This is a genomic window from Salmonella bongori NCTC 12419, assembly GCF_000252995.1.
GTDB classification, from domain to species: domain Bacteria; phylum Pseudomonadota; class Gammaproteobacteria; order Enterobacterales; family Enterobacteriaceae; genus Salmonella; species Salmonella bongori.
Genome location: NC_015761.1, coordinates 1,309,750 through 1,330,327, shown reverse-complemented (window position 1 = coordinate 1,330,327; position 20,578 = coordinate 1,309,750). Strand labels below are relative to the sequence as shown.

Sequence of the window (20,578 nt, the reverse complement as noted above, 5' to 3'; positions counted from 1 at the left end):
ATTCCCATCAAAAAAATATTCTCAACCTAAAAAAGTTTGTGTAATACTTGTAACGCTACATGGAGATTAACTCAATCTAGAGGGTATTAATAATGAATCGTACTAAACTGGTACTGGGCGCGGTAATCCTGGGTTCTACTCTGCTGGCTGGTTGCTCCAGCAACGCTAAAATCGATCAGCTGTCTTCTGACGTTCAGACTCTGAACGCTAAAGTTGACCAGCTGAGCAACGACGTGAACGCAATGCGTTCCGACGTTCAGGCTGCTAAAGACGACGCAGCTCGCGCTAACCAGCGTCTGGACAACCAGGCTACTAAATACCGTAAGTAATAGTACCTGCGTAATAAAAATGGCGCACATTGTGCGCCATTTTTTTCCATCGTTTGTCGCGAAATCTACTGCGTCGCACGCGTGGCTCCCTCTTCCCCCACAAAACCGTTCTGTGCAGATTCAACCGCCGTCGTAGTAGCCACTGGCGTCTGCCCGGCGCTCACGCTAACGGGATATCCGGCCCGGCGGTATAGCGCCTTATCGATCAGACGGCTATCCACCTCTTTCGCGTTTCTGAACGACGTAAACTCCGCTGGCAGCACGTATGGCATCGTCTGTACGTTTTGCTCTTCCTCAGGCGATAATGGCCGGTGCACCTCAACATAGCGGATACCATTCGGTTCGACTGAGAATTTCACCGGCTGGTTAATCACTTTGACCGGCGTCCCCGTTTTGACTTGCTCAAATAACGCTTTGATATCTGGCGCGTTCATACGAATGCAGCCGGAGCTTACGCGCAGGCCAACGCTATCCGGGGCGCTGGTGCCATGAATGAGATACTCGCCGTTACCGTGCGCCAGACGCAACGCATAGCGGCCCAGCGGGTTATTTGGTCCGGCAGGCACCACCGGCGGCAATGTAATGCCCCGCTCAAGCGAACGCTGGCGGATACCCGCCGTCGGCGTCCATGTCGGATTAGGGATCTTTTGCCCTATCCGGGTATCCATAACGGGCGTTTCCAGCCCCTGTAAACCAATACCAATGGGATATACCTGGACGCGATTTTCGCCGGGCGGATAGTAGTATAACCGTAATTCTGCGAGGTTGACGATAACCCCCTCCCTTGGCGCATCCGGCAATAGCATCTGCGAAGGAATGGTAATCAGCGTACCGGGCCTGGGCACCGGCGCAATCGTATTGTTCGCTTCCAGAATGAGCATCGCCGCCGTATCAAAACGCCGGGCAATAGCCTGCAGGTTTTTATCACTTTCCTGTACGGTATAGGTTTGATTCTGACCAATAAGACGGCTACCTACGGGCGGTAATGGATAATCTACTGCCCAGGCTGCCTGTAATGCGCTATACGCGCCAATAAGTGTAACAGTAATGAAAGACGCACGTTTCATACCAAACCTCCTGTATTGCTGGTGATGCCCCCTGCGACGCCTGATAGCGTTTCGCTTATCAGAACAACAACATACACGCTTTATCCATTCTGGATAAAGTGAAGTCGCCGTCCGGCAAAGGATTTGACATCAGGTAGAACGCTGTCTGTATAGTTTAGCTAAGAGTTGCAGCCTTAGCGCGAATCGCGCGAATCATTGCCTCCAGTCCCTGCGATCGCGAAGGCGTGAGATGCTGCGCAAGCGCCATTTTTTCAAACCATGGCCGTACATCGAAATTCACAATATCTTGCGCCGTCATTTGGTGATACAAAATAAATACCACCGCCATAAGACCTTTGACGATGGCCGCATCGCTGTCGCCCTGTAATTCGATAATACCGTCGGCATTTCGCCGCATCACGATCCATACCTGGCTCTGGCAGCCCTGGATCGTCGTCTGCGAATTACGATCCTGCGGATGTAGCTCTACCAGACGCTGCCCTAACTCAATAATGTATAAATATTTTTCTTCCCAGTTAGCGCAACGCGTAAAGTTACGCAACAGTTTTTCTCTATCTGGTAGTACAGCCATAAAACCTCACTGTTATCCCAATAAACGGTGGATACGCATTAGCCCCGCCACCAGCCGATCCACGTCTTCATGGGTGTTATACATCGCCAGCGAAGCCCGGCACATTGCCGGCACGCCATACCAGGCCATCAGCGGCATCGCGCAGTGATGGCCGGTCCGTACCGCAATACCGTAATTATCGAGGAAACTGCCGACATCGTAGGCATGGTGTTTACCCAGATTAAAGGCGATGACGCCCAGCCGCTGCGCCGGGCCGTAGAGTGTGAGATCAGGCACCCTCGCCAGTTGCTCCAGCGCATAATGCATCAGCATTTGCTCATACTCACCAATTTTATCCAGCCCCAACGACATCACATAGTCAATTGCCGCGCCAAGACCGATGATGCCGCCGGTATTCGGCGTTCCCGCTTCAAAGCGCCAGGGCGCTTTCGCCCATGTGGTTCCCTGCGTCAGGCTGACGGTCGCTATCATAGACCCGCCGCCTTCCCATGGCGGCATTTCTTGCAGCAACGCCTCTTTCACATAAAGAATGCCGATGCCGGTCGGCCCATAGAGTTTATGGCCGGAAAAAACGTAAAAATCGCAGTCCAGCGCCTGGACGTCAACGGCATGGTGCATCACGGCCTGGGCACCATCCACCAACACTTTCGCTCCCTGCTGGCGCGCCAGCGCTATTATCTCCGTCAACGGGTTTTCCGTCCCCAGCACGTTGGAAACATGAGTAATGGCCAGCAGTCGCGTTCGGTCATCAAACAGAGTCGCCAGAACCTCCAGGCGCAGCGTACCGTCAGGGTTCAGCGGGATCACGCGCAGTTCAGCGCCTTTACGCTCACACAACATCTGCCACGGGACGATATTGGCGTGATGCTCCATCTCACTGATAATAATGTTATCCCCGGCCCGTACGTTATCCGTTCCCCAACTGTTGGCGACAAGGTTAATGCCCTCCGTAGTGCCGCGTACAAAAACCAGTTCTTCTGCGGAGCGGGCGTTAATAAACTGCGACGCCTGCTTACGCACATTTTCCATGCGCTCGGTCGCCTGCGCGCTTAATGTATGGATACCACGGTGTACCGCTGCATAGCCATGGCGATAGAAGGCAGATTCAGCGTCAATCACCTGATTGGGCTTCTGGGCGCTGGCCGCACTGTCCAGATAAGCCAGCGGCAGGCCGTTAATTTCACGCTGCAATACGGGAAAATCGGCCCGTACCTTTTCAACAGGAAATGTCATGCTAAACCTCCGGGAAGACGCAGGCCGATTCTCGCCAGCACCTGTTGTTTAAGCGCGGCATCATGAATGGCTTCCGTTAACTCAGCGGCAAATGCGTAAAGGATCATGTGACGCGCCTCTTGCTGCCTGATACCGCGCGATTGCAGATAAAACATCTGCTCATCGTCAATACGGCCAACCGTTGCGCCATGGCTGCACTTCACGTCATCCGCATAGATCTCTAATTGCGGTTTGGTATCGACTTCAGCCAGTTTTCCTAGCAAGAGATTATTATTGGTCATCTGGCCGTCAGTTTTGATGGCGTGTTGCGCCACGTTAATGAGACCGTTAAAAACCGCTCGCCCTTTATCGCTGACAATGGTTTTATGTAACTGGCGGCTGTTACAATAGCCTTTGTTATGCTCCAGCCAGGTCCGCGTATCGCACACTTCGTTTTTTATCGGCATCGCCAGACTATTAAGGCGAAGCGTCGCATTTTCGCCATTTAGCCGGCTGCTGGTATGGTGGCGTAGCACCGTGGCGCCCAACAGAAAACTGTGGCTAAATGCCTGAGCGTCTGCCGCCAACAAAAGATCATTATGCGCAAAATGGTAGCTGGACGCATTTTCAAACACCAGTTTGATATGGCGCAGTTGCGCATTTGCTGCGACCTGCATCGTCATCCGCGCGCCAGTGAAATGGTTTGCTTCATCAAAGCTGACATAATGCTCAATTACCGTCGCCTCCGCGCCTTCTGCCAGTTCCAGATGATGACGATAGTGTGCGGTGTTCAGTTCGTCTCCATCCACGCCCTGGGTGATGTGCATTAACAGGAGGGGCTTAGCCGGACGCTGATTTCGCGCTACCTGAATGTACGTTACACGTTGTGCCAGGCTTTCTGTGAGATGCAGAAAAACCTCCGGCTGCACCGGCTCGGCAAGCATCTGACGCTCATCTTTGACGCTAACCTTAAATCCGCTACTTTGCGTATTGTCGCTGAGTTCAGGCATAAACTGTCCGTCGACAAACACCAGCCGTACGGCATCGATTTGTAGCGCCAGCGCATCACGCTGTGCGCTGCTAATGGCCGTAAACTGACGGATAAACTGATTCTGGATTAAGCCGTCAAGCGGTGTGTATTTCCAGTCTTCGTGCTTGCGCGTTGGTAATCCCAGGCGCAGCATCTGTTGTAAATGTTGTCTTGCCTGCTCCGTACGGCTTTCACCTTGTTCTTCAAAAAGCTGCTGCCATTGTTGCAACGCCTTATTGCTGTTCGGTAAGCCAGCCATAACCCTGCTCCTCCAGTTGTTTGACCAGAGTAAAATCGCCGGATCGGACAATTCGCCCCTGATAGAGGACATGGACGTAATCAGGTTTGATGTAGTCCAGTATGCGCTGATAGTGGGTCACGATAATAAAAGCGCGTTTATCGTCACGCAGCGCGTTGACACCCTCCGCGACAATTTTCAGCGCATCGATATCCAGCCCGGAGTCAGACTCATCAAGAATGCACAATTCCGGCTCCAGCACCGCCATTTGCAAAATGTCATTGCGCTTTTTCTCCCCGCCGGAAAAACCAACGTTCACTGAACGGGTCAGCAAATCTTCCGGCATGTTCAGCAAGGCGATCTTTTCTTCCATCAAGTCCTGAAAATCAAAACGGTCCAGCGACGCCTGCCCACGCCAGGCGCGCACGGCATTCAGCGCAGTTTGCAGGAAAAACTGGTTACTGACGCCGGGGATTTCTACCGGGTACTGGAAGGCCATAAAAATCCCTTCGCCCGCCCGTTCCTCCGGCGACAGTTCAAGCAGATCTTTACCTTTGAACGTAACCGAGCCGCCGGTGACCTCATAATCTTCACGTCCCGCCAGCGTGGCGGAGAGCGTGCTTTTTCCGGAACCGTTCGGCCCCATAATGGCGTGAACTTCGCCGGGGCGAATCTCCAGATTCAGGCCACGCAAAATCGCTTTTTCTTCCACACTGACCTGTAAATCTTTGATGCTTAACATAGGTTTTCCTTCATCATTAACCGACGCTGTGCTCAAGGCTAATCGCCAGCAGTTTTTGCGCTTCAACGGCGAACTCCAGCGGCAGTTCCGAGAAAACATCTTTACAGAAACCGTTGACGATCATCGAAATAGCGTCTTCTTCGCTGATGCCGCGTTGCAGGCAATAGAAAAGCTGATCTTCGCCGATGCGTGATGTGGTCGCCTCATGCTCCAGTTGCGCGCTGTTATTACGGCATTCAACGTACGGGAACGTATGCGCGCCGCAGTCCGCGCCAATCAACATGGAGTCGCACTGTGTGAAATTCCGGGCGTTGGTGGCCGTCGGCATAATTTTTACCAGCCCACGGTAGCTATTCTGGCTATACCCGGCGGAGATACCTTTTGAGATGATCGTTGAGCGTGTATTTTTACCGATATGGATCATTTTCGTGCCGGTATCGGCCTGCTGATGTCCACTGGTCAGTGCGACAGAATAAAACTCGCCAATAGAATTATCACCACGAAGAATACAGCTCGGGTATTTCCAGGTGATCGCTGAACCGGTTTCCGACTGAGTCCATGACATTTTGCTGTTTTCCCCTTCGCACAGCGCACGCTTAGTCACAAAATTCAGAATACCGCCTGTATTGTTGTCGCCAGGAAACCAGTTTTGTACGGTGGAATATTTCACTTCAGCGTCTTTATGAATAATAACTTCCACGACCGCGGCATGAAGTTGGTAACTGTCGCGTACGGGCGCAGAACATCCTTCGATATAGCTCACGTAGCTGCCTTCATCCGCCACCAGAATAGTGCGCTCAAACTGACCGGTTTTTTCGGCGTTAATACGAAAATAGGTGGATAACTCCATTGGGCAACGCACACCTTTGGGGACATAAATAAACGTCCCGTCAGAGGCAACCGCCGCATTCAGCGCGGCAAAAAAGTTATCGTTCGCCGGGACGACTGTACCAAGGTACTTCCTGACCAGATCAGGGTGGTCTTGTATCGCCTCACCGAAAGAGCAGAAAATAATGCCCTGTTCCGCCAGTTTTTCACGATATGTGGTCGCCACAGATACGGAGTCGAAAATCGCATCTACAGCCACTTCTTTCCCTTCGCGAACCGGAACGCCAAGCTGCTCGAAAGCCTCTTCAACCTCTTTGCTCAAAAAGGCGTTTGCGCCCGTTTGCTGTACGGCGCCCGGTTGCGCAACGCAGCTATCATCGCAGCTCCCGCATGACGGCGCAGAGTAATAACTGTAGTCCTGATAGTTCAACTTATCGTAGTGCGCCTTCAACCAGTGTGGCTCATCCATTTCCAGCCAGGCGTTATAAGCGTTGAGACGAAATTCCAGCATCCACTCAGGTTCGTTGCGTTTTGCGGAAATCGCCCGCACTACCTCTTCGCTGATGCCTTTTTCCAGTTCATCAGTAGGTAATTGCGTGAAAAATCCCTCTTTATAATTAAGACGCCCGCCCGTCCAGATGCCGACCTCTTCCGTTGCTTCAGTATTACGAGACATAGTTCCGCCTATACCCCAAAACTTTCGCCGCAGCCGCATTCGTTCTGGGCCCTGGGGTTATGAAATTTAAATAACTGGTTCAGCCCTTCCTGCACATAATCCACTTCTGTTCCGTCAATAAAAGGCATCGCCTGTAACGGCGCAAAGAGCCTGGCGCCTTCAGCTTCAAAGACCAGATCGTCTTTATCCGGCTCACTGACGGCATCCAGAACATAGCCAAACCCGGCGCATCCCGTCTGTTTGACGCTTAATCGCACGCCCAACATACCAGGCTGCTTTGCCACCAGTTCACGAATGTGCGCTGCCGCCGCAGGTGTTAACGTTAGCCCTCGCCAGGCGAAATCTTCCGGATTAAACGTTCCTGAATGCAATTCCATAGGGTTACCTCACGTTTTTAATCAGCAGGATATAACAGCATGTTAGTGATAATGATTATCACTTCAACCCCTTAACAGCAGGGGCTTTCACGTAAAGGGCCATACTGGATACCTTTTATTAAGCATAGACCCTGCGCGTCAGCTTACCGGGCAGAGATAAATTGGGTTAACCTTTTGATATTGAATGCTTTTTATAAGGTTAACCGTTCTGACAGGTCAAAAGCGAAAAGATGTATAGAAAATGGCTATTTAATTAATAGGCACTTGTAGCTGCCCGTCAGTGATGCAAGAACCACATTTTTTGTATGGATACCTGCTGTTTCGCTCTTTATAATCCGCTGCGGTTCTATAACTCAGCCTGAGCTATAGGTTTACATTAACTCTTTCCGGCATTTCAGGTGCTGAATGAGGCAAGAGGCTTAAAATGGTTATTACGCTCGCGTATATCGCACTTTTTTTGGTTTTCGCATGGGCAATATTCAGAATTAATCAAAAAAGCGATTCTCTGTCGAAAAGCGTTTTTATCGCTATCTTTTTAGGGGCTGTTATTGGTTTGTCCTTGCATTTTATTTCTGCAACTCACACTAAAACCATAATCGAATGGTACGGCATCATCGGCAATGGTTACGTCAACTTGTTAAAACTGGTTGCCATACCGCTAATCTTTATTTCCGTTCTTTCCGCCATCAATAAACTGGAAAATAGCGCCGGTATCGGAAAAATGTCGCTGACGATCGTCGGATGCATGTTATGTCTGGTGATGATTGCTGGTTTTATCGGCTTACTGACAGCCCATATCCTTGGACTTGACGCCAGTGCTTTTGCACACATGCCGTCCACATTGACCACGGAAGAGGTCAACAAAACAGCCGCGGTGTCGATCCCACAATTGGTGACATCGCTGATACCAACCAATATTTTCCTTGATCTTACTGGCGCCAGAAACGTTTCCGTTATTGGAATTGTCATCTTTACGTTAATAGCGGGTATTGCTCTGTTAAAAGTCAAAAAAGACACGCCGGAAGAAGGCCAAAAATTAAGTACAGGCATTAACGCTATTCAGATCTGGGTAATGAAGATGGTACGTATCGTTATTGCATTAACGCCCTATGGAGTAATGGCATTAATGGCTTCGGTATTTTCATCATACCGCCTTGAACAGTTCGCCAGCCTGCTTGGTTTTATCGGCGCCTGTTATATCGCAATTTTAATGATGTTTATCGTACACGCCATTTTATTGTTGCTCAGCGGTAATAATCCGGCGCGTTACTTCAGAATGGTCTGGCCAGTCTTAACCTTTGCATTTGTTTCCCGTAGCAGTGCCGCATCTATTCCATTGGCCATTTCCGCGCAGGAAAAATGTGGTGTACAGAGTACCATTGCCAATATTTCCGCTTCGTTTGGTTCCAGCATGGGACAAAATGGCTGTGCCGGGATCTATCCGGCTATTATGGTGGCGATGATTGCGCCCACCATCGGCATTGATCCACTCTCGCTGCATTTTCTGGCCGCAATGTTGCCTGCTATTGCTCTGGGATCTATTGGCGTGGCCGGTGTCGGCGGTGGGGGAACATTCGCCGCGCTGATTGTCCTGTCAACATTAAACTTTCCCGTTGCGCTGGTCGGTATTTTTATTGCCATTGAGCCCATCGTCGATATGGCCAGGACCGCCCTGAACGTTAACGGTTCGATGATGTCAGGCGTATTGGCTAACCGCATATTAAATAATACAACCACTAACTGCGTATCGCCTGTTACTGACAGATCCTGATTTTTTGCCGTCCGGAATAAGAAAAACCCTTAAGTCTGTTAACTACAGGCTTAAGGGTTCCGGCCCCACCCGGCGCTTATCTCCGGCACTCTTGATGGCTTAGCTCTTGAAGGGGCATAAGAATATTCTCATAAAAAGTGCAGGCCTTTTTAGCACAAATGGCGATCTGTGTTTTTTTTGAACAAAATCAGTAAGATTATATTTCACCTGGTGAGACTGACTGGTGACATAGCCGGATGGCGGCTAATGCCTTATCCGGCCTACACAGAGGTTATTAATGCACGCCCAAGCGCCAGGCGAAATAGATCTCTTCTTTCAACTCGGTTGAAGAGAGCGTGAGAAGATCGGCAAACTCCAGTTCCAGTTGTTTTAAACGCTTCAGATACTGGGCGGGAGAAAGTTCGGTTTTATCACGGCGTAAAAATTCAATCGCCAGTTGGGTTGGGTCCAAATCAGTAGACATATCATCCTCGCTTATGTGTAAACGTGCACAGTATATCACCTTTTTCTGCGCACATTTTGACCAAAAGCAATATGGGTCACACTTTTAAGTGTGACAACGTCACACCACAGCAGTAGTAAGACGCGAAGTGCAACATAGCCGTCCCTGTTCATCAAAGATATCTATCTGCCAGACCTGATGGCGAGCCCCGGTATGCAGCGCTTTACAGACACCCCGAACGCGGCCCTGGCGTGCCGAGCGCACATGGTTGGCATTCACCTCCAGCCCTACCACCTTTTGCTCTCCCTGCGTACACAGATAGCCTGCGACCGATCCGATACTCTCCGCCAGCACAACAGAAGCGCCGCCATGCAGCAAGCCGAAAGGCTGCCTGGTACGGTGATCGACGGGCATCGACGCTTCCAGTGTATCATCACCAATATGCTCAAAACGGATATCGAGCAACCCCACCATGTTCCCTGTCCCCATCGCGTTCAGCGCATCCAGGGTCACTTCGCGTTTCCAGATCATCCCATAATCTCCAATAATGCCTGCAACGGGTGACGCACGCCCGTACCTTCAATGCGTTTAACCTGGCTTCGGCAGGAATAGCCGGTTGCCAGGCAGCGGTTTCGCGGTAGACGTTGCATCGCCTGATGCCAGGATAGCTCATAAATTCCCAGCGAATTTTTATGATTGGTTAGTTCATGTCCATAAGTGCCCGCCATACCGCAGCAGCCTACGCTGACATTTTCCAGCTTCGCGCCAAAATGGGCAAAGATGGCGGCCCACTGCGCAGGCGCGCCGGGTAAAGCCGTCACCTCCGTACAGTGACCAAAAAAGTACCACGGTTCACCGCTTATCTCGACAGGCTGTCTTGCATTTATTTCCTGCGATAGCCATTCATTGACCAGTAACACATGAAAATCGCCGCGCTGCTCACCGAGCGCCAGCTTGTATTCGTCGCGATAACACAATACCAGCGCCGGATCGACGCCAACCATCGGCATCCCCAACGCGGCGATCCGGTTCAGAAATTCTGATGTTTTTTTCGCCGTCTTCGCGAAGCGGTTAAGGAAACCTTTAATATGCTGCGCCTTACCATTCGGCGAGAACGGTAACAATACCGGCCTCCTGCCCAGTTTTTCCGCCAGGCGGATAAAGTCCGCCACGACCCGAGCGTCGTAGTAGCTGGTAAACGGGTCCTGAACCACCAGTACCGTTTTCGCTTTTTGCTCGGCGCTCATGCGTTCCAGCTGCTCAAGCGTCATATTGGCGGACGGATGGCCCACCAGTTGCTGTTGCAACGAAGGGGCAGAGAGCAGAGGTAAATCCACCATACCGATATGTTTTTTCGCCAGATTACGCACCACCGGTTGGTTAATAAAAAAGTTAAAGGTCTTTGGCGCACGCGCCATTAGCGGAGCATAGGTCTCGACCGTCGCCACCAGATGATCGCGTACCGGACGCAGATAACGCGTATGATAAAGCTGAAGAAAGCGTGAACGAAACTCCGGAACATCAATTTTAATCGGGCACTGGGTCGAACAGGCTTTACACGCCAGACAGCCAGACATGGCCTCTTTAACTTCATGGGAAAAGTCATACTCGCCTTTACGACTGTGCCAGCTATTGCGGGTACGGGCAATCAGCGTACGAAGGCTGGCACGCTTTTCCGGTAGTTCCTTTTCCAGCTTCAATGGATCGACACCGCGGTCGGCCAACAGACGAAGCCATTCCCGCACCAGAGTCGCCCGGCCTTTCGGCGAGTGGATCCGGTTAAGGCTAATTTTCATTGACGGGCACATAGGGCTTCTCGCGTCGAAATTAAAGCACAGACCGTTCCCGTTACATGCCATGGCGCCACGCCAGGTTTGCCGCACCGCCAGCGGGATCTGACGATCCCAGGTACCGCGTTTCACCGCATCCACCTTCATCATCGGCGCGTCAATCCCTTGCGGGGGACAAATTTTTCCTGGGTTTAGTCGATTATGCGGATCAAAAGCCGCTTTTATTTTGCGCAGTTCGCCATACAGAATTTCACCGAAAAAGGCCGGGCTATATTCCGCACGGAAGCCTTTTCCATGTTCGCCCCACAACAGCCCACCGTATCTGGCAGTCAGAGCGACGACCTCATCAGAGATCTGTTTCATCAACAGCTCCTGTTGTGGATCGCACATATCCAGCGCCGGACGCACATGCAGCACACCGGCATCCACATGACCAAACATGCCGTAACTTAATCCATGGCCATCCAGCAGAGCACGAAATTCCGCAATATAATCGGCCAGATGCTCAGGCGGTACGCAGGTATCTTCCGCAAAAGGAATCGGTTTGGCTGCACCCTTCACATTACCCAGCAGCCCTACCGCTTTTTTACGCATCGCGTAAATGCGTTCGATACCCGAAAGATCGGTGCACAGTTGCCAGCCAATCACCCCCGCTTGCGCGAGGGCCATCAGCTCATCCAGCCGTTGGCACAACGCCGCGACGTGTTCGTCGATAATCGCTTCATCATCACCCGCGAACTCCACAATATTCAGGCCAAGCATCTCTTTGTCCGGCACATCAGTAATCAGTTCGCTCACCGAATGCCAGACAATGTCTTCCCGCGCGAGGTTAAGAACTCTGGAATCGACTGTCTCGACGGATAAGGCGCGCGCCGCCACCATAAAAGGCGCGTTACGCAGCGCGGAATCAAAGGAGTCGTATTTTACATTCACCAGCCGGCGAACTTTGGGTATCGGCGTAATATCCAGCCGGGCTTCAGTAATAAACGCCAGCGTCCCTTCCGAGCCCGTCAGGATACGGGTGAGATCGAAGCGGGTCATGTCATCGTTAAAGACGTGGCGTAAATCGTAGCCTGTCAGAAAGCGATTGAGCTTTGGAAAGCTATCGAGGATACGTTGACGGTTTTCCTGGCAGGACTGATAGACGGTCTGATAGATGCGGCCTGGCGTCGTATTATTTTCACCGAGCATGCGGGCAAGCTCCACAGGCATCGATTGCGTGTCAAGGATATCCCCTCCCAGCAATACGGCCCGAACGCCTAAGACATGATCCGATGTTTTGCCATAGACCAACGAGCCTTGACCGGAAGCATCGGTATTAATCATACCGCCAAGCGTGGCGCGGTTACTGGTGGAAAGCTCCGGCGCAAAAAAATAGCCATACGGTTTCAGCGCCTGGTTAAGCTGATCTTTTATCACGCCCGCCTCCACCCGTACCCATCCCTCTTCAGGATTGATTTCAATAATACGGTTCATGTAGCGGGACATATCAACAATAATGCCCTGATTTAGCGCCTGTCCATTGGTGCCTGTACCGCCACCTCTCGGCGTAAATACCAGTGAGGTAAAGCGAGGTTCTGCCGCCAGACGGGCAAGAAGCGCGACGTCCGCCGTAGAACGGGGAAAAACGACGGCATCGGGAAGAAGCTGATAGATGCTGTTATCGGTCGACATTGTCAGACGGTCGGCATAGCTGGTTGCCGTATCGCCCGTAAACCCTTGCTGCTCCAGCGTCTGCAAAAAATTGAGCACCAGCTGAACTATGCCGGGTGCCTGAGAAATTTGTGGAATCATTATATTGACCCTTTCCTGCGGTCTGTGTTGTGAACGGTGGCACCCGACCCGGCGAGCGCGAGCGGTCTACGCACTGGAAGGGATGCTTAATCGTTTGCGTGTTGCGTTATTTGTTGTATCACATTTTTTTCCTGTGCGCCCAACAGAATTACATGCAGAATCGGCCTGTTAAAAACGGCTGAAATTGCTCATCATTATAGGGTGTGATTTGCATATTCACGTCGCGCCAACGTTCTGGCGCAAAGACAAAGGTGAAAAGTATTTATGGTAAATGTTCGTCAGCCCAGGGATATTGCGCAGGTGCTGCTATCGGTGCTGTTTTTAGCCATCATGATTGTGGCCTGTTTGTGGATAGTACAGCCTTTTATTTTGGGGTTTGCATGGGCAGGTACGATTGTCATCGCGACCTGGCCCGTTTTGCTGAAATTACAAAAAATACTGTGGGGTCGCCGTTCGCTTGCCGTACTGATCATGACCCTGCTATTAGTATTGTTGTTCGTTATCCCCGTCGCCTTGCTGGTCAATAGCATTGTTGACGGTAGCGGCCCGCTCATCCATGCGGTGACTGGTGGCGACATGACACTGCCCGATCTTGCGTGGCTAAACAGTATTCCTCTGGTTGGCGCTAAACTGTATGCTGGTTGGCACAACTTGCTGGATATGGGCGGCAGCGCCATTATGGCGAAAGTTCGCCCCTATATTGGCGCTACCACTACCTGGTTTGTTGGTCAGGCGGCGCATATAGGACGCTTTATGATGCACTGCGCCCTGATGCTGTTGTTTAGCGCCCTCCTATACTGGCGCGGCGAACAGGTGGCGATGGGGATACGCCATTTCGCCTGCCGTCTCGCAGCAAAACGCGGCGACGCGGCAGTTCTGCTGGCAGCCCAGGCGATTCGGGCCGTAGCGCTTGGCGTAGTGGTTACCGCTCTGGTTCAGGCGGTGCTCGGTGGTATTGGGCTGGCGATTTCCGGCGTGCCCTATGCCACCCTGTTGACGGTAGTGATGATCCTTTCTTGCCTGGTTCAGTTGGGGCCGCTGCCGGTATTGATTCCGGCAATTATCTGGCTTTACTGGACTGGCGACACTACCTGGGGCACTGTGCTGCTGGTGTGGAGCGCCGTCGTCGGTACCTTGGACAATGTGATTCGCCCGGTACTCATCCGCATGGGCGCCGATCTTCCGTTGATTCTAATCCTTTCCGGGGTGATCGGCGGCCTGATTGCATTCGGTATGATTGGTCTGTTTATTGGACCGGTGCTTCTGGCCGTCACCTGGCGTTTGTTTTCCGCATGGGTACATGAAGTTCCGGCGCCAACGAATGAACCAGAAGAGATCCTTGAAGAACTGGACGAAATTGAGGAGGCCAATAAGTATTCATAACCATCCCGGGCGGCGATGCCGCCCGATGCTTTAGATAATTTTATCAATCCAGCATCCCGCTCCTGTTGAACCGCATATCTGCTCTCGTAGGTAACCCTTTTTTGTCGCAAATTCTTTACAATTTTTAAACTATTGAGACGAATCTGATCGACGCAAAAAGTGCTCATGCTTACTATTAGCACACGGTTATAAATCAACACATTGATTTATAAGCATGGAAATCCCCTGAGTGAAACAACGAATTGCTGTGTGTAGTCTTTGCCCGTCTCCCACGATGGGCTTTTTTTTTGCTTCAAGCGGCCCGCCTCACAGTTCATAATGGCGAGAAGAGAAAAACTGACAGGACACGCATGAAAACCGTCACCGTAAAAAATATTACCCTTGGCGAAGGGATGCCCAAAATTATCGTGTCGTTGATGGGAAGAGATATCAACACCGTGAAAGCGGAAGCGCTGGCCTACCGCGAAGCAACATTCGATATTCTGGAATGGCGCGTGGATCACTTTGCGGATATCGCCTCTATACCATCCGTTCTTACAGCAGCGCGTGCTATCCGCGATGTAATGCCTGATATTCCATTACTGTTTACTTTCCGTAGCGCCAAAGAAGGCGGCGAGCAGTCGATAACCACTCAACATTATCTCGCGCTTAATCGTGCCGCAGTCGACAGCGGCCTGATCGATATGATCGATCTTGAGCTATTTACCGGCGATGCTGATGTTAAAGCTACCGTCGATTATGCCCATGCACATAGTGTTTATGTCTTAATGTCTAACCACGATTTTCACCAGACGCCACCTGCAGAGGAAATTGTTCTGCGGCTACGGAAAATGCAAGCACTCGGCGCAGATATTCCCAAGATTGCTGTTATGCCGCAAAGCAAGCATGATGTATTAGCGTTACTCACTGCCACGCTGGAGATGCAACAACGCTATGCTGATCGTCCAGTGATTACTATGTCGATGGCGAAAGAGGGCATCATTTCTCGTTTGGCAGGGGAAGTGTTTGGATCTGCCGCCACGTTTGGCGCCGTGAAGCAGGCTTCAGCGCCGGGGCAAATCGCCGTTAATGATCTACGCCGCGTATTAATGATTCTGCATAACGCCTGACCCGGCATGATGCAAGCGCCGGATAGCGGCATACCGCGCTATCCGGCCTACACAAAACCGTCCTTTTATAGGCCGGATAAGCATAGCGCTATCTGGTCGTGGCTTATTTCTTCAGTTCCGCCAGACTCAGCCAGGTCTGAACCACGGTGTCCGGGTTCAGCGACAGGCTGTCGATCCCCTCTTCCATCAGCCAGGCGGCAAAATCTTCATGGTCGGATGGTCCCTGACCGCAAATACCAACATATTTACCTTGTTTTTTCGCCGCGCGGATCGCCATCGACAACAGCGCTTTCACCGCGTCGTTACGCTCGTCAAACAGTTCAGACACTACGCCGGAATCGCGATCCAGCCCCAACGCCAGCTGTGTCATGTCATTTGAACCGATTGAGAAGCCGTCGAAATGTTCCAGGAACTGCTCAGCCAGTAACGCGTTGGACGGAATTTCGCACATCATAATGATCTTCAGACCGTTTTCACCACGCTTAAGCCCCTGGCGCGCCAGCTCATCAACAACCGCTTTCGCCTGTTCGACCGTGCGCACAAATGGAATCATGATTTCGACGTTGGTGAGTCCCATATCATTACGCACGCGTTTCACCGCTTCGCATTCCAGCGCAAAACAATCGCGGAAACTTTCAGAAACGTAGCGGCCTGCGCCGCGGAAGCCCAGCATCGGGTTCTCCTCATGCGGCTCATAGCGTTCCCCGCCGACCAGATTAGCGTATTCGTTGGACTTAAAGTCTGAGAGGCGAACAATGACACGCTTCGGGAAGAAGGCTGCGCCCAGCGTGGCGATACCCTCGGTCAGGCGGCCTACGTAGAATTCACGCGGGGAATCAAAACCTTTCATCATCTCGCGGATGTCGTTTTGCAACGCAGCATCCTGCTCGTCAAACTCGAGCAGCGCGCGCGGGTGGACGCCAATCATGCGGTTAATGATAAATTCCAGTCGCGCCAGCCCTACACCTTCATTCGGCAGACAGGCGAAGTCAAACGCCCTGTCCGGATTCCCCACGTTCATCATCACCTTTAGCGGCAAATCCGGCATGGTATCTACGCTGGAACTTTTTACACTGAAATCGAGCATGTCGGCATAGACGTAACCCGTGTCGCCTTCCGCACAAGAGACGGTGACTTTTTCGTCATCCTTCATACGTTCAGTGGCATCACCGCAACCGACGACTGCCGGAATGCCCAATTCACGGGCAATAATCGCGGCGTGGCAGGTTCGCCCGCCGCGGTTAGTGACAATCGCCGCCGCTTTTTTCATGATCGGTTCCCAGTCCGGATCGGTCATGTCGGTTACCAGCACATCACCAGGCTCAATGCGGTTCATTTCGCTAATATCATGAATCACTTTCACCGGACCCGCACCGATACGGTGACCGATAGCGCGACCTTCAGCAATGATTTTGCCCTGTGCATGTAGCGTATAACGCTCCATCACCTGGCCACGTGAGCGCACGGTTTCCGGGCGAGCCTGTACAATAAAGAGCTTACCGGTATGGCCGTCTTTCGCCCATTCGATATCCATCGGGCGACCATAATGCTGCTCAATCTGCACCGCCTGTTTCGCCAGTTCCTGTACCTCTTCATGGGTGAGCGAGAAAATGTCGCGCTGTTCCTGCGGCACATCTTCAATTTTCACCTGCTTACCGTGTTCCTGAGTGGCGGCATAAACCATGCGGATTTTTTTCGACCCCATGGTGCGCCGCACAATCGCCGGGCGACCTGCTGCCAGAGTCGGCTTATGCACGTAAAATTCATCCGGGTTAACCGCGCCCTGCACCACCATCTCTCCCAGTCCCCACGCTGAAGTGATAAACACCACCTGGTCAAAACCGGACTCGGTATCGATAGAGAACATTACCCCTGACGACGCGAGATCGGAGCGCACCATCCGCTGTACGCCCGCTGAAAGCGCCACGCCGCGATGGTCATATCCCTGATGAACGCGATAGGAGATCGCGCGATCGTTAAACAAAGAAGCAAATACGTGTTTCACAGCCACCAGTACCGCATCAAAACCCTGAACGTTAAGAAACGTTTCCTGCTGACCGGCAAATGAGGCATCTGGCATATCCTCCGCCGTAGCGGAAGAACGGACGGCAAAAGAGGCATTGTCATCATCCGCAGAAAGCTGCGCGTAGGCATCGCGAATGGCATTTTCCAGCGCCGGCTGGAAAGGAGTGTCGATAATCCACTGGCGGATCTGCGCGCCCGCTTTCGCAAGCTGGGAGACATCATCTATATCCGTCTGATCCAGCAGTTCGTAAATACGCTGATTTACGCCGCTTTGATCCAAAAACTGGTTAAACGCATCGGCAGTCGTGGCAAAACCATTCGGTACAGATACGCCCATACCGGAAAGGTTAGTAATCATTTCACCCAGGGAGGCATTTTTGCCCCCAACTCTGTCTACATCATTCATGCCGAGTTGGTTATACCAAAGCACCAGCGGTGACGAGCCATTGTTGGACATCGAACAATCCTTTTGTGATAAATGAACGAGTTTAAGAAACACATAGTTGCGTATTTATCCTGGCATATTTAAACGCGTGAAAAAAACGGTGAATCGTTCAAGCAAATTTATTTTTTCATTTTTTCAGATTGTTTACGTAGTTGCGCAAACCCACGCATGACGCGGTCTTCCTCAAATAATCTTCGCTATAAACTGTGTTTTCAATAAATGAAACAGTGTTTTCATTAAATATAAAAAATGCATGTCATTTTATAAAATACGCGACAAGTTATACGCTTCCCATTACTTTTAATTTATGCTTTCAGAGAATTATGTTTACTCTTCAGGATGAACAGAATGGATAATGTTGTTGATCGCCATGTTTTCTATATTTCTGATGGCACCGCCATCACCGCTGAAGTGCTGGGCCATGCGGTTATGTCGCAGTTTCCTGTGACGATCAGCAGCATTACGCTGCCATTCGTAGAAAACGAGAGCCGCGCCCGCGCTGTCAAAGACCAAATTGACGCCATTTATCATCAGACCGGTGTACGTCCACTGGTGTTCTACTCTATTGTTTTACCTGAAATTCGCGCCATCATCTTACAGAGCGAAGGTTTCTGCCAGGATATCGTCCAGGCGCTGGTAGCGCCGCTTCAGCAAGAGATGAAACTGGACCCCACCCCAATCGCTCACCGCACTCATGGCCTTAATCCGGGTAATCTGAACAAGTATGATGCCCGTATTGCCGCTATCGATTACACCCTGGCGCATGACGATGGCATTTCGTTGCGCAACCTCGATCAGGCTCAGGTCATTTTACTTGGCGTGTCGCGTTGTGGAAAAACGCCCACCAGCCTTTATCTGGCGATGCAATTTGGCATCCGTGCAGCTAATTATCCGTTCATCGCCGATGATATGGACAATCTGACCTTGCCGGTATCATTAAAACCGTTGCAGCATAAACTGTTCGGCCTGACGATTGACCCGGAACGTCTGGCGGCTATTCGCGAAGAGCGCCGCGAAAATAGTCGGTACGCCTCGTTGCGCCAGTGCCGAATGGAAGTGGCGGAAGTCGAGGCTTTGTATCGTAAGAATCAAATTCCCTGCCTGAACAGCACCAATTATTCCGTTGAAGAGATAGCCACCAAAATTCTCGATATTATGGGACTTAACCGCAGAATGTACTAACAAACTAGTTCGCGGGTTTGATTTTTGTTATCATATTGTTCTGTCTGCGAGGAGTGAAACGCCTCGCACTTGAAATCAGCAGGGATTGGTTTATCGTGATGCCCCATCACTTCCCGGTAGTCCTGCCGTTGAAGCAACAAATTTCTGAGAATAGTAATGAACAGAACCGACGAACTCCGTACTGCGCGTATCGACAGCCTGGTGACACCGACCGAACTTGCGCAGCGGTATCCTGTGTCGTCCTCCGTCGCCAGTCATGTTACCGACTCCCGACGCCGGATAGAAAAAATATTAAACGGTGAAGATCCACGGCTACTGGTCGTCATTGGCCCCTGTTCGATTCACGATCTGAATGCCGCCATGGAATACGCAACGCAGCTCCAGACGCAACGCCAGAAGCATCAGACGCGCCTGGAGATCGTCATGCGCACCTATTTTGAAAAGCCGCGTACCGTAGTGGGCTGGAAAGGCCTGATTTCCGATCCCGATCTGAATGGAAGTTACCGTGTCAATCATGGACTGGAGCTGGCGCGGCGCTTGCTATTGCAGGTGAACGAACTGGGGGTGCCGACCGCTACGGAATTTCTTGATATGGTCACTGGCCAGTTTATTGCTGACCTGATCAGTTGGGGAGCAATTGGCGCACGCACTACCGAAAGCCAGATTCATCGGGAAATGGCCTCTGCGCTCTCTTGTCCGGTCGGGTTTAAAAACGGGACGGATGGCAACACTCGCATTGCCGTTGACGCCATCCGGGCCTCCCGCGCCAGCCATATGTTCCTCTCGCCAGATAAAAATGGGCAGATGACCATCTACCAGACCAGTGGAAACCCCTACGGACATATCATCATGCGCGGCGGTAAAAAACCGAACTACCATGCCGAAGATATTGCCGCCGCCTGCGACACGCTGCACGAATTTGATCTGCCGGAACATCTGGTCGTTGACTTCAGCCACGGTAACTGTCAAAAACAGCATCGCCGCCAGTTGGAAGTCTGTGATGATATTTGCCAGCAAATTCGTCATGGCTCCACGGCAATTGCCGGGGTTATGGCAGAGAGTTTTCTGCGTGAAGGTACGCAAAAAATTATCAGCGGGCAACCATTAGTATATGGCCAGTCTATTACCGATCCCTGCCTGAACTGGGAAGATACAGAAATTCTGTTGGAAAAACTTGCCGCGGCGGTAGATAGCCGCTTTTAATGTTCTGCCCATCTCGCCGCGGATGGGCATTTTTTCCTCATTTCCCCACACCTTTTTACATACTCGCCGGAGAATTAGCACTTGCTGTTACCGCATTAATTATTGATAATAATAATCATTGTTAGTTTTATTATTAATAAGCATCATGTCGCGTATGGATAACACCGAATTGCCCCACCCTCAGGAAACAGACAATGAAATGCTTCTCCCTGCCGCTGAACGGCGCGTCAGCAGTCAGGCGCTATTAGGTCCGGACGGCAAAGTCATTATTGATCACAACGGTCAGGAATATCTGTTGCGCAAGACCCAGGCAGGAAAACTCCTGTTAACCAAATAGCGCTCCCGCCAGTAGACCTTGCTACTG

18 protein-coding genes and 1 other RNA gene are annotated in these 20,578 nt (G+C 51.4%); 8 read left to right on the top strand and 11 right to left on the bottom strand.

Translation table 11 applies throughout. The features are described 5' to 3' along the window. The first annotated feature begins 92 nt into the window (after positions 1–92). The gene (lpp, locus tag SBG_RS06315; protein ID WP_001082307.1) at positions 93–329 is read left to right on the top strand and encodes a murein lipoprotein Lpp; all 237 of its coding nucleotides are present in this window, start codon (positions 93–95) and stop codon (positions 327–329) included. A gap of 65 nt (positions 330–394) precedes the next feature. Here lpp and ldtE read toward each other — a convergent pair whose 3' ends face one another. The 7 genes from ldtE to sufA form a co-directional block, all read right to left on the bottom strand. After that, the gene (gene ldtE / locus SBG_RS06310; RefSeq protein ID WP_000817067.1) at positions 395–1,396 is read right to left on the bottom strand and encodes a L,D-transpeptidase LdtE; all 1,002 of its coding nucleotides are present in this window, start codon (positions 1,394–1,396) and stop codon (positions 395–397) included. A 154-nt stretch (positions 1,397–1,550) separates the two neighbouring features. Beyond that, entirely contained in the window at positions 1,551–1,967 is a 417-nt protein-coding gene (gene sufE / locus SBG_RS06305) for a cysteine desulfuration protein SufE (protein ID WP_000279745.1), read from the bottom strand. Positions 1,968–1,979: 12 nt separating this feature from the next. Beyond that, positions 1,980–3,200, bottom strand: a complete 1,221-nt coding sequence (gene sufS / locus SBG_RS06300) for a cysteine desulfurase SufS (RefSeq protein WP_000143872.1) — start codon at positions 3,198–3,200, stop codon at positions 1,980–1,982. Beyond that, positions 3,197–4,468: a Fe-S cluster assembly protein SufD gene (sufD, locus tag SBG_RS06295; protein WP_000907919.1), complete on the bottom strand. Its 1,272-nt coding sequence runs from the start codon at positions 4,466–4,468 to the stop codon at positions 3,197–3,199. Before sufD ends, sufS begins: the two co-directional genes overlap by 4 nt. Next, entirely contained in the window at positions 4,443–5,189 is a 747-nt protein-coding gene (gene sufC / locus SBG_RS06290) for a Fe-S cluster assembly ATPase SufC (RefSeq protein ID WP_000948899.1), read from the bottom strand. The genes sufD and sufC overlap by 26 nt, the downstream gene beginning before the upstream one ends. Positions 5,190–5,205: 16 nt before the next feature. Further along, complete coding sequence (gene sufB / locus SBG_RS06285) at positions 5,206–6,693, bottom strand: Fe-S cluster assembly protein SufB (protein ID WP_000089392.1); 1,488 nt, start codon at positions 6,691–6,693, stop codon at positions 5,206–5,208. Between the two features lie 8 nt (positions 6,694–6,701). Next, on the bottom strand, positions 6,702–7,070 hold the full coding sequence (gene sufA, locus SBG_RS06280) for a Fe-S cluster assembly scaffold SufA (protein ID WP_000418971.1): 369 nt from the start codon (positions 7,068–7,070) through the stop codon (positions 6,702–6,704). 424 nt (positions 7,071–7,494) lie between these two features. On the opposite strand from sufA, the gene SBG_RS06275 reads away from it, so the two are divergent. Next, a complete protein-coding gene (locus SBG_RS06275; RefSeq protein ID WP_000237156.1) occupies positions 7,495–8,841 on the top strand; it encodes an L-cystine transporter in 1,347 nt (448 codons plus the stop codon). Positions 8,842–9,115: 274 nt separating this feature from the next. On the opposite strand, the gene SBG_RS06270 is transcribed toward SBG_RS06275, so the two are convergent. The 3 genes from SBG_RS06270 to ydiJ all read right to left on the bottom strand — a co-directional run bounded on the left by SBG_RS06270 (position 9,116) and on the right by ydiJ (position 12,867). Continuing rightward, positions 9,116–9,304, bottom strand: coding sequence for a YdiH family protein (locus SBG_RS06270; protein ID WP_020844128.1), 189 nt, complete (start codon positions 9,302–9,304; stop codon positions 9,116–9,118). A gap of 99 nt (positions 9,305–9,403) precedes the next feature. Further along, the gene (gene menI / locus SBG_RS06265; RefSeq protein ID WP_000637931.1) at positions 9,404–9,814 is read right to left on the bottom strand and encodes a 1,4-dihydroxy-2-naphthoyl-CoA hydrolase; all 411 of its coding nucleotides are present in this window, start codon (positions 9,812–9,814) and stop codon (positions 9,404–9,406) included. Continuing rightward, the gene (gene ydiJ, locus SBG_RS06260) at positions 9,811–12,867 is read right to left on the bottom strand and encodes a D-2-hydroxyglutarate dehydrogenase YdiJ (protein ID WP_000612892.1); all 3,057 of its coding nucleotides are present in this window, start codon (positions 12,865–12,867) and stop codon (positions 9,811–9,813) included. Before ydiJ ends, menI begins: the two co-directional genes overlap by 4 nt. Positions 12,868–13,131: 264 nt before the next feature. On the opposite strand from ydiJ, the gene ydiK reads away from it, so the two are divergent. The 3 genes from ydiK (at position 13,132) to aroD (ending at position 15,359) form a co-directional block, all read left to right on the top strand. After that, complete coding sequence (gene ydiK / locus SBG_RS06255; RefSeq protein ID WP_000248606.1) at positions 13,132–14,250, top strand: AI-2E family transporter YdiK; 1,119 nt, start codon at positions 13,132–13,134, stop codon at positions 14,248–14,250. A gap of 182 nt (positions 14,251–14,432) precedes the next feature. After that, positions 14,433–14,540, top strand: an RNA gene (gene rprA, locus SBG_RS21555) — antisense sRNA RprA. 60 nt (positions 14,541–14,600) lie between these two features. After that, positions 14,601–15,359 carry a type I 3-dehydroquinate dehydratase gene (gene aroD, locus SBG_RS06250; protein ID WP_000860210.1) on the top strand — a complete coding sequence of 253 codons (759 nt, stop codon included), beginning with the start codon at positions 14,601–14,603 and terminating at the stop codon, positions 15,357–15,359. 103 nt (positions 15,360–15,462) lie between these two features. Here aroD and ppsA read toward each other — a convergent pair whose 3' ends face one another. Next, complete coding sequence (gene ppsA, locus SBG_RS06245) at positions 15,463–17,841, bottom strand: phosphoenolpyruvate synthase (RefSeq protein ID WP_000069412.1); 2,379 nt, start codon at positions 17,839–17,841, stop codon at positions 15,463–15,465. Positions 17,842–18,177: 336 nt separating this feature from the next. Here ppsA and ppsR point away from each other — a divergent pair, with 336 nt between their 5' ends. From ppsR to hemP, 3 genes are all read left to right on the top strand, one after another. Further along, positions 18,178–19,011 carry a posphoenolpyruvate synthetase regulatory kinase/phosphorylase PpsR gene (ppsR, locus tag SBG_RS06240; RefSeq protein ID WP_000370990.1) on the top strand — a complete coding sequence of 278 codons (834 nt, stop codon included), beginning with the start codon at positions 18,178–18,180 and terminating at the stop codon, positions 19,009–19,011. Between the two features lie 156 nt (positions 19,012–19,167). Next, entirely contained in the window at positions 19,168–20,214 is a 1,047-nt protein-coding gene (gene aroH, locus SBG_RS06235) for a 3-deoxy-7-phosphoheptulonate synthase AroH (RefSeq protein ID WP_001082200.1), read from the top strand. A 145-nt stretch (positions 20,215–20,359) separates the two neighbouring features. Next, complete coding sequence (gene hemP / locus SBG_RS06230; protein WP_000089119.1) at positions 20,360–20,551, top strand: hemin uptake protein HemP; 192 nt, start codon at positions 20,360–20,362, stop codon at positions 20,549–20,551. Positions 20,552–20,578 lie beyond the last annotated feature (27 nt).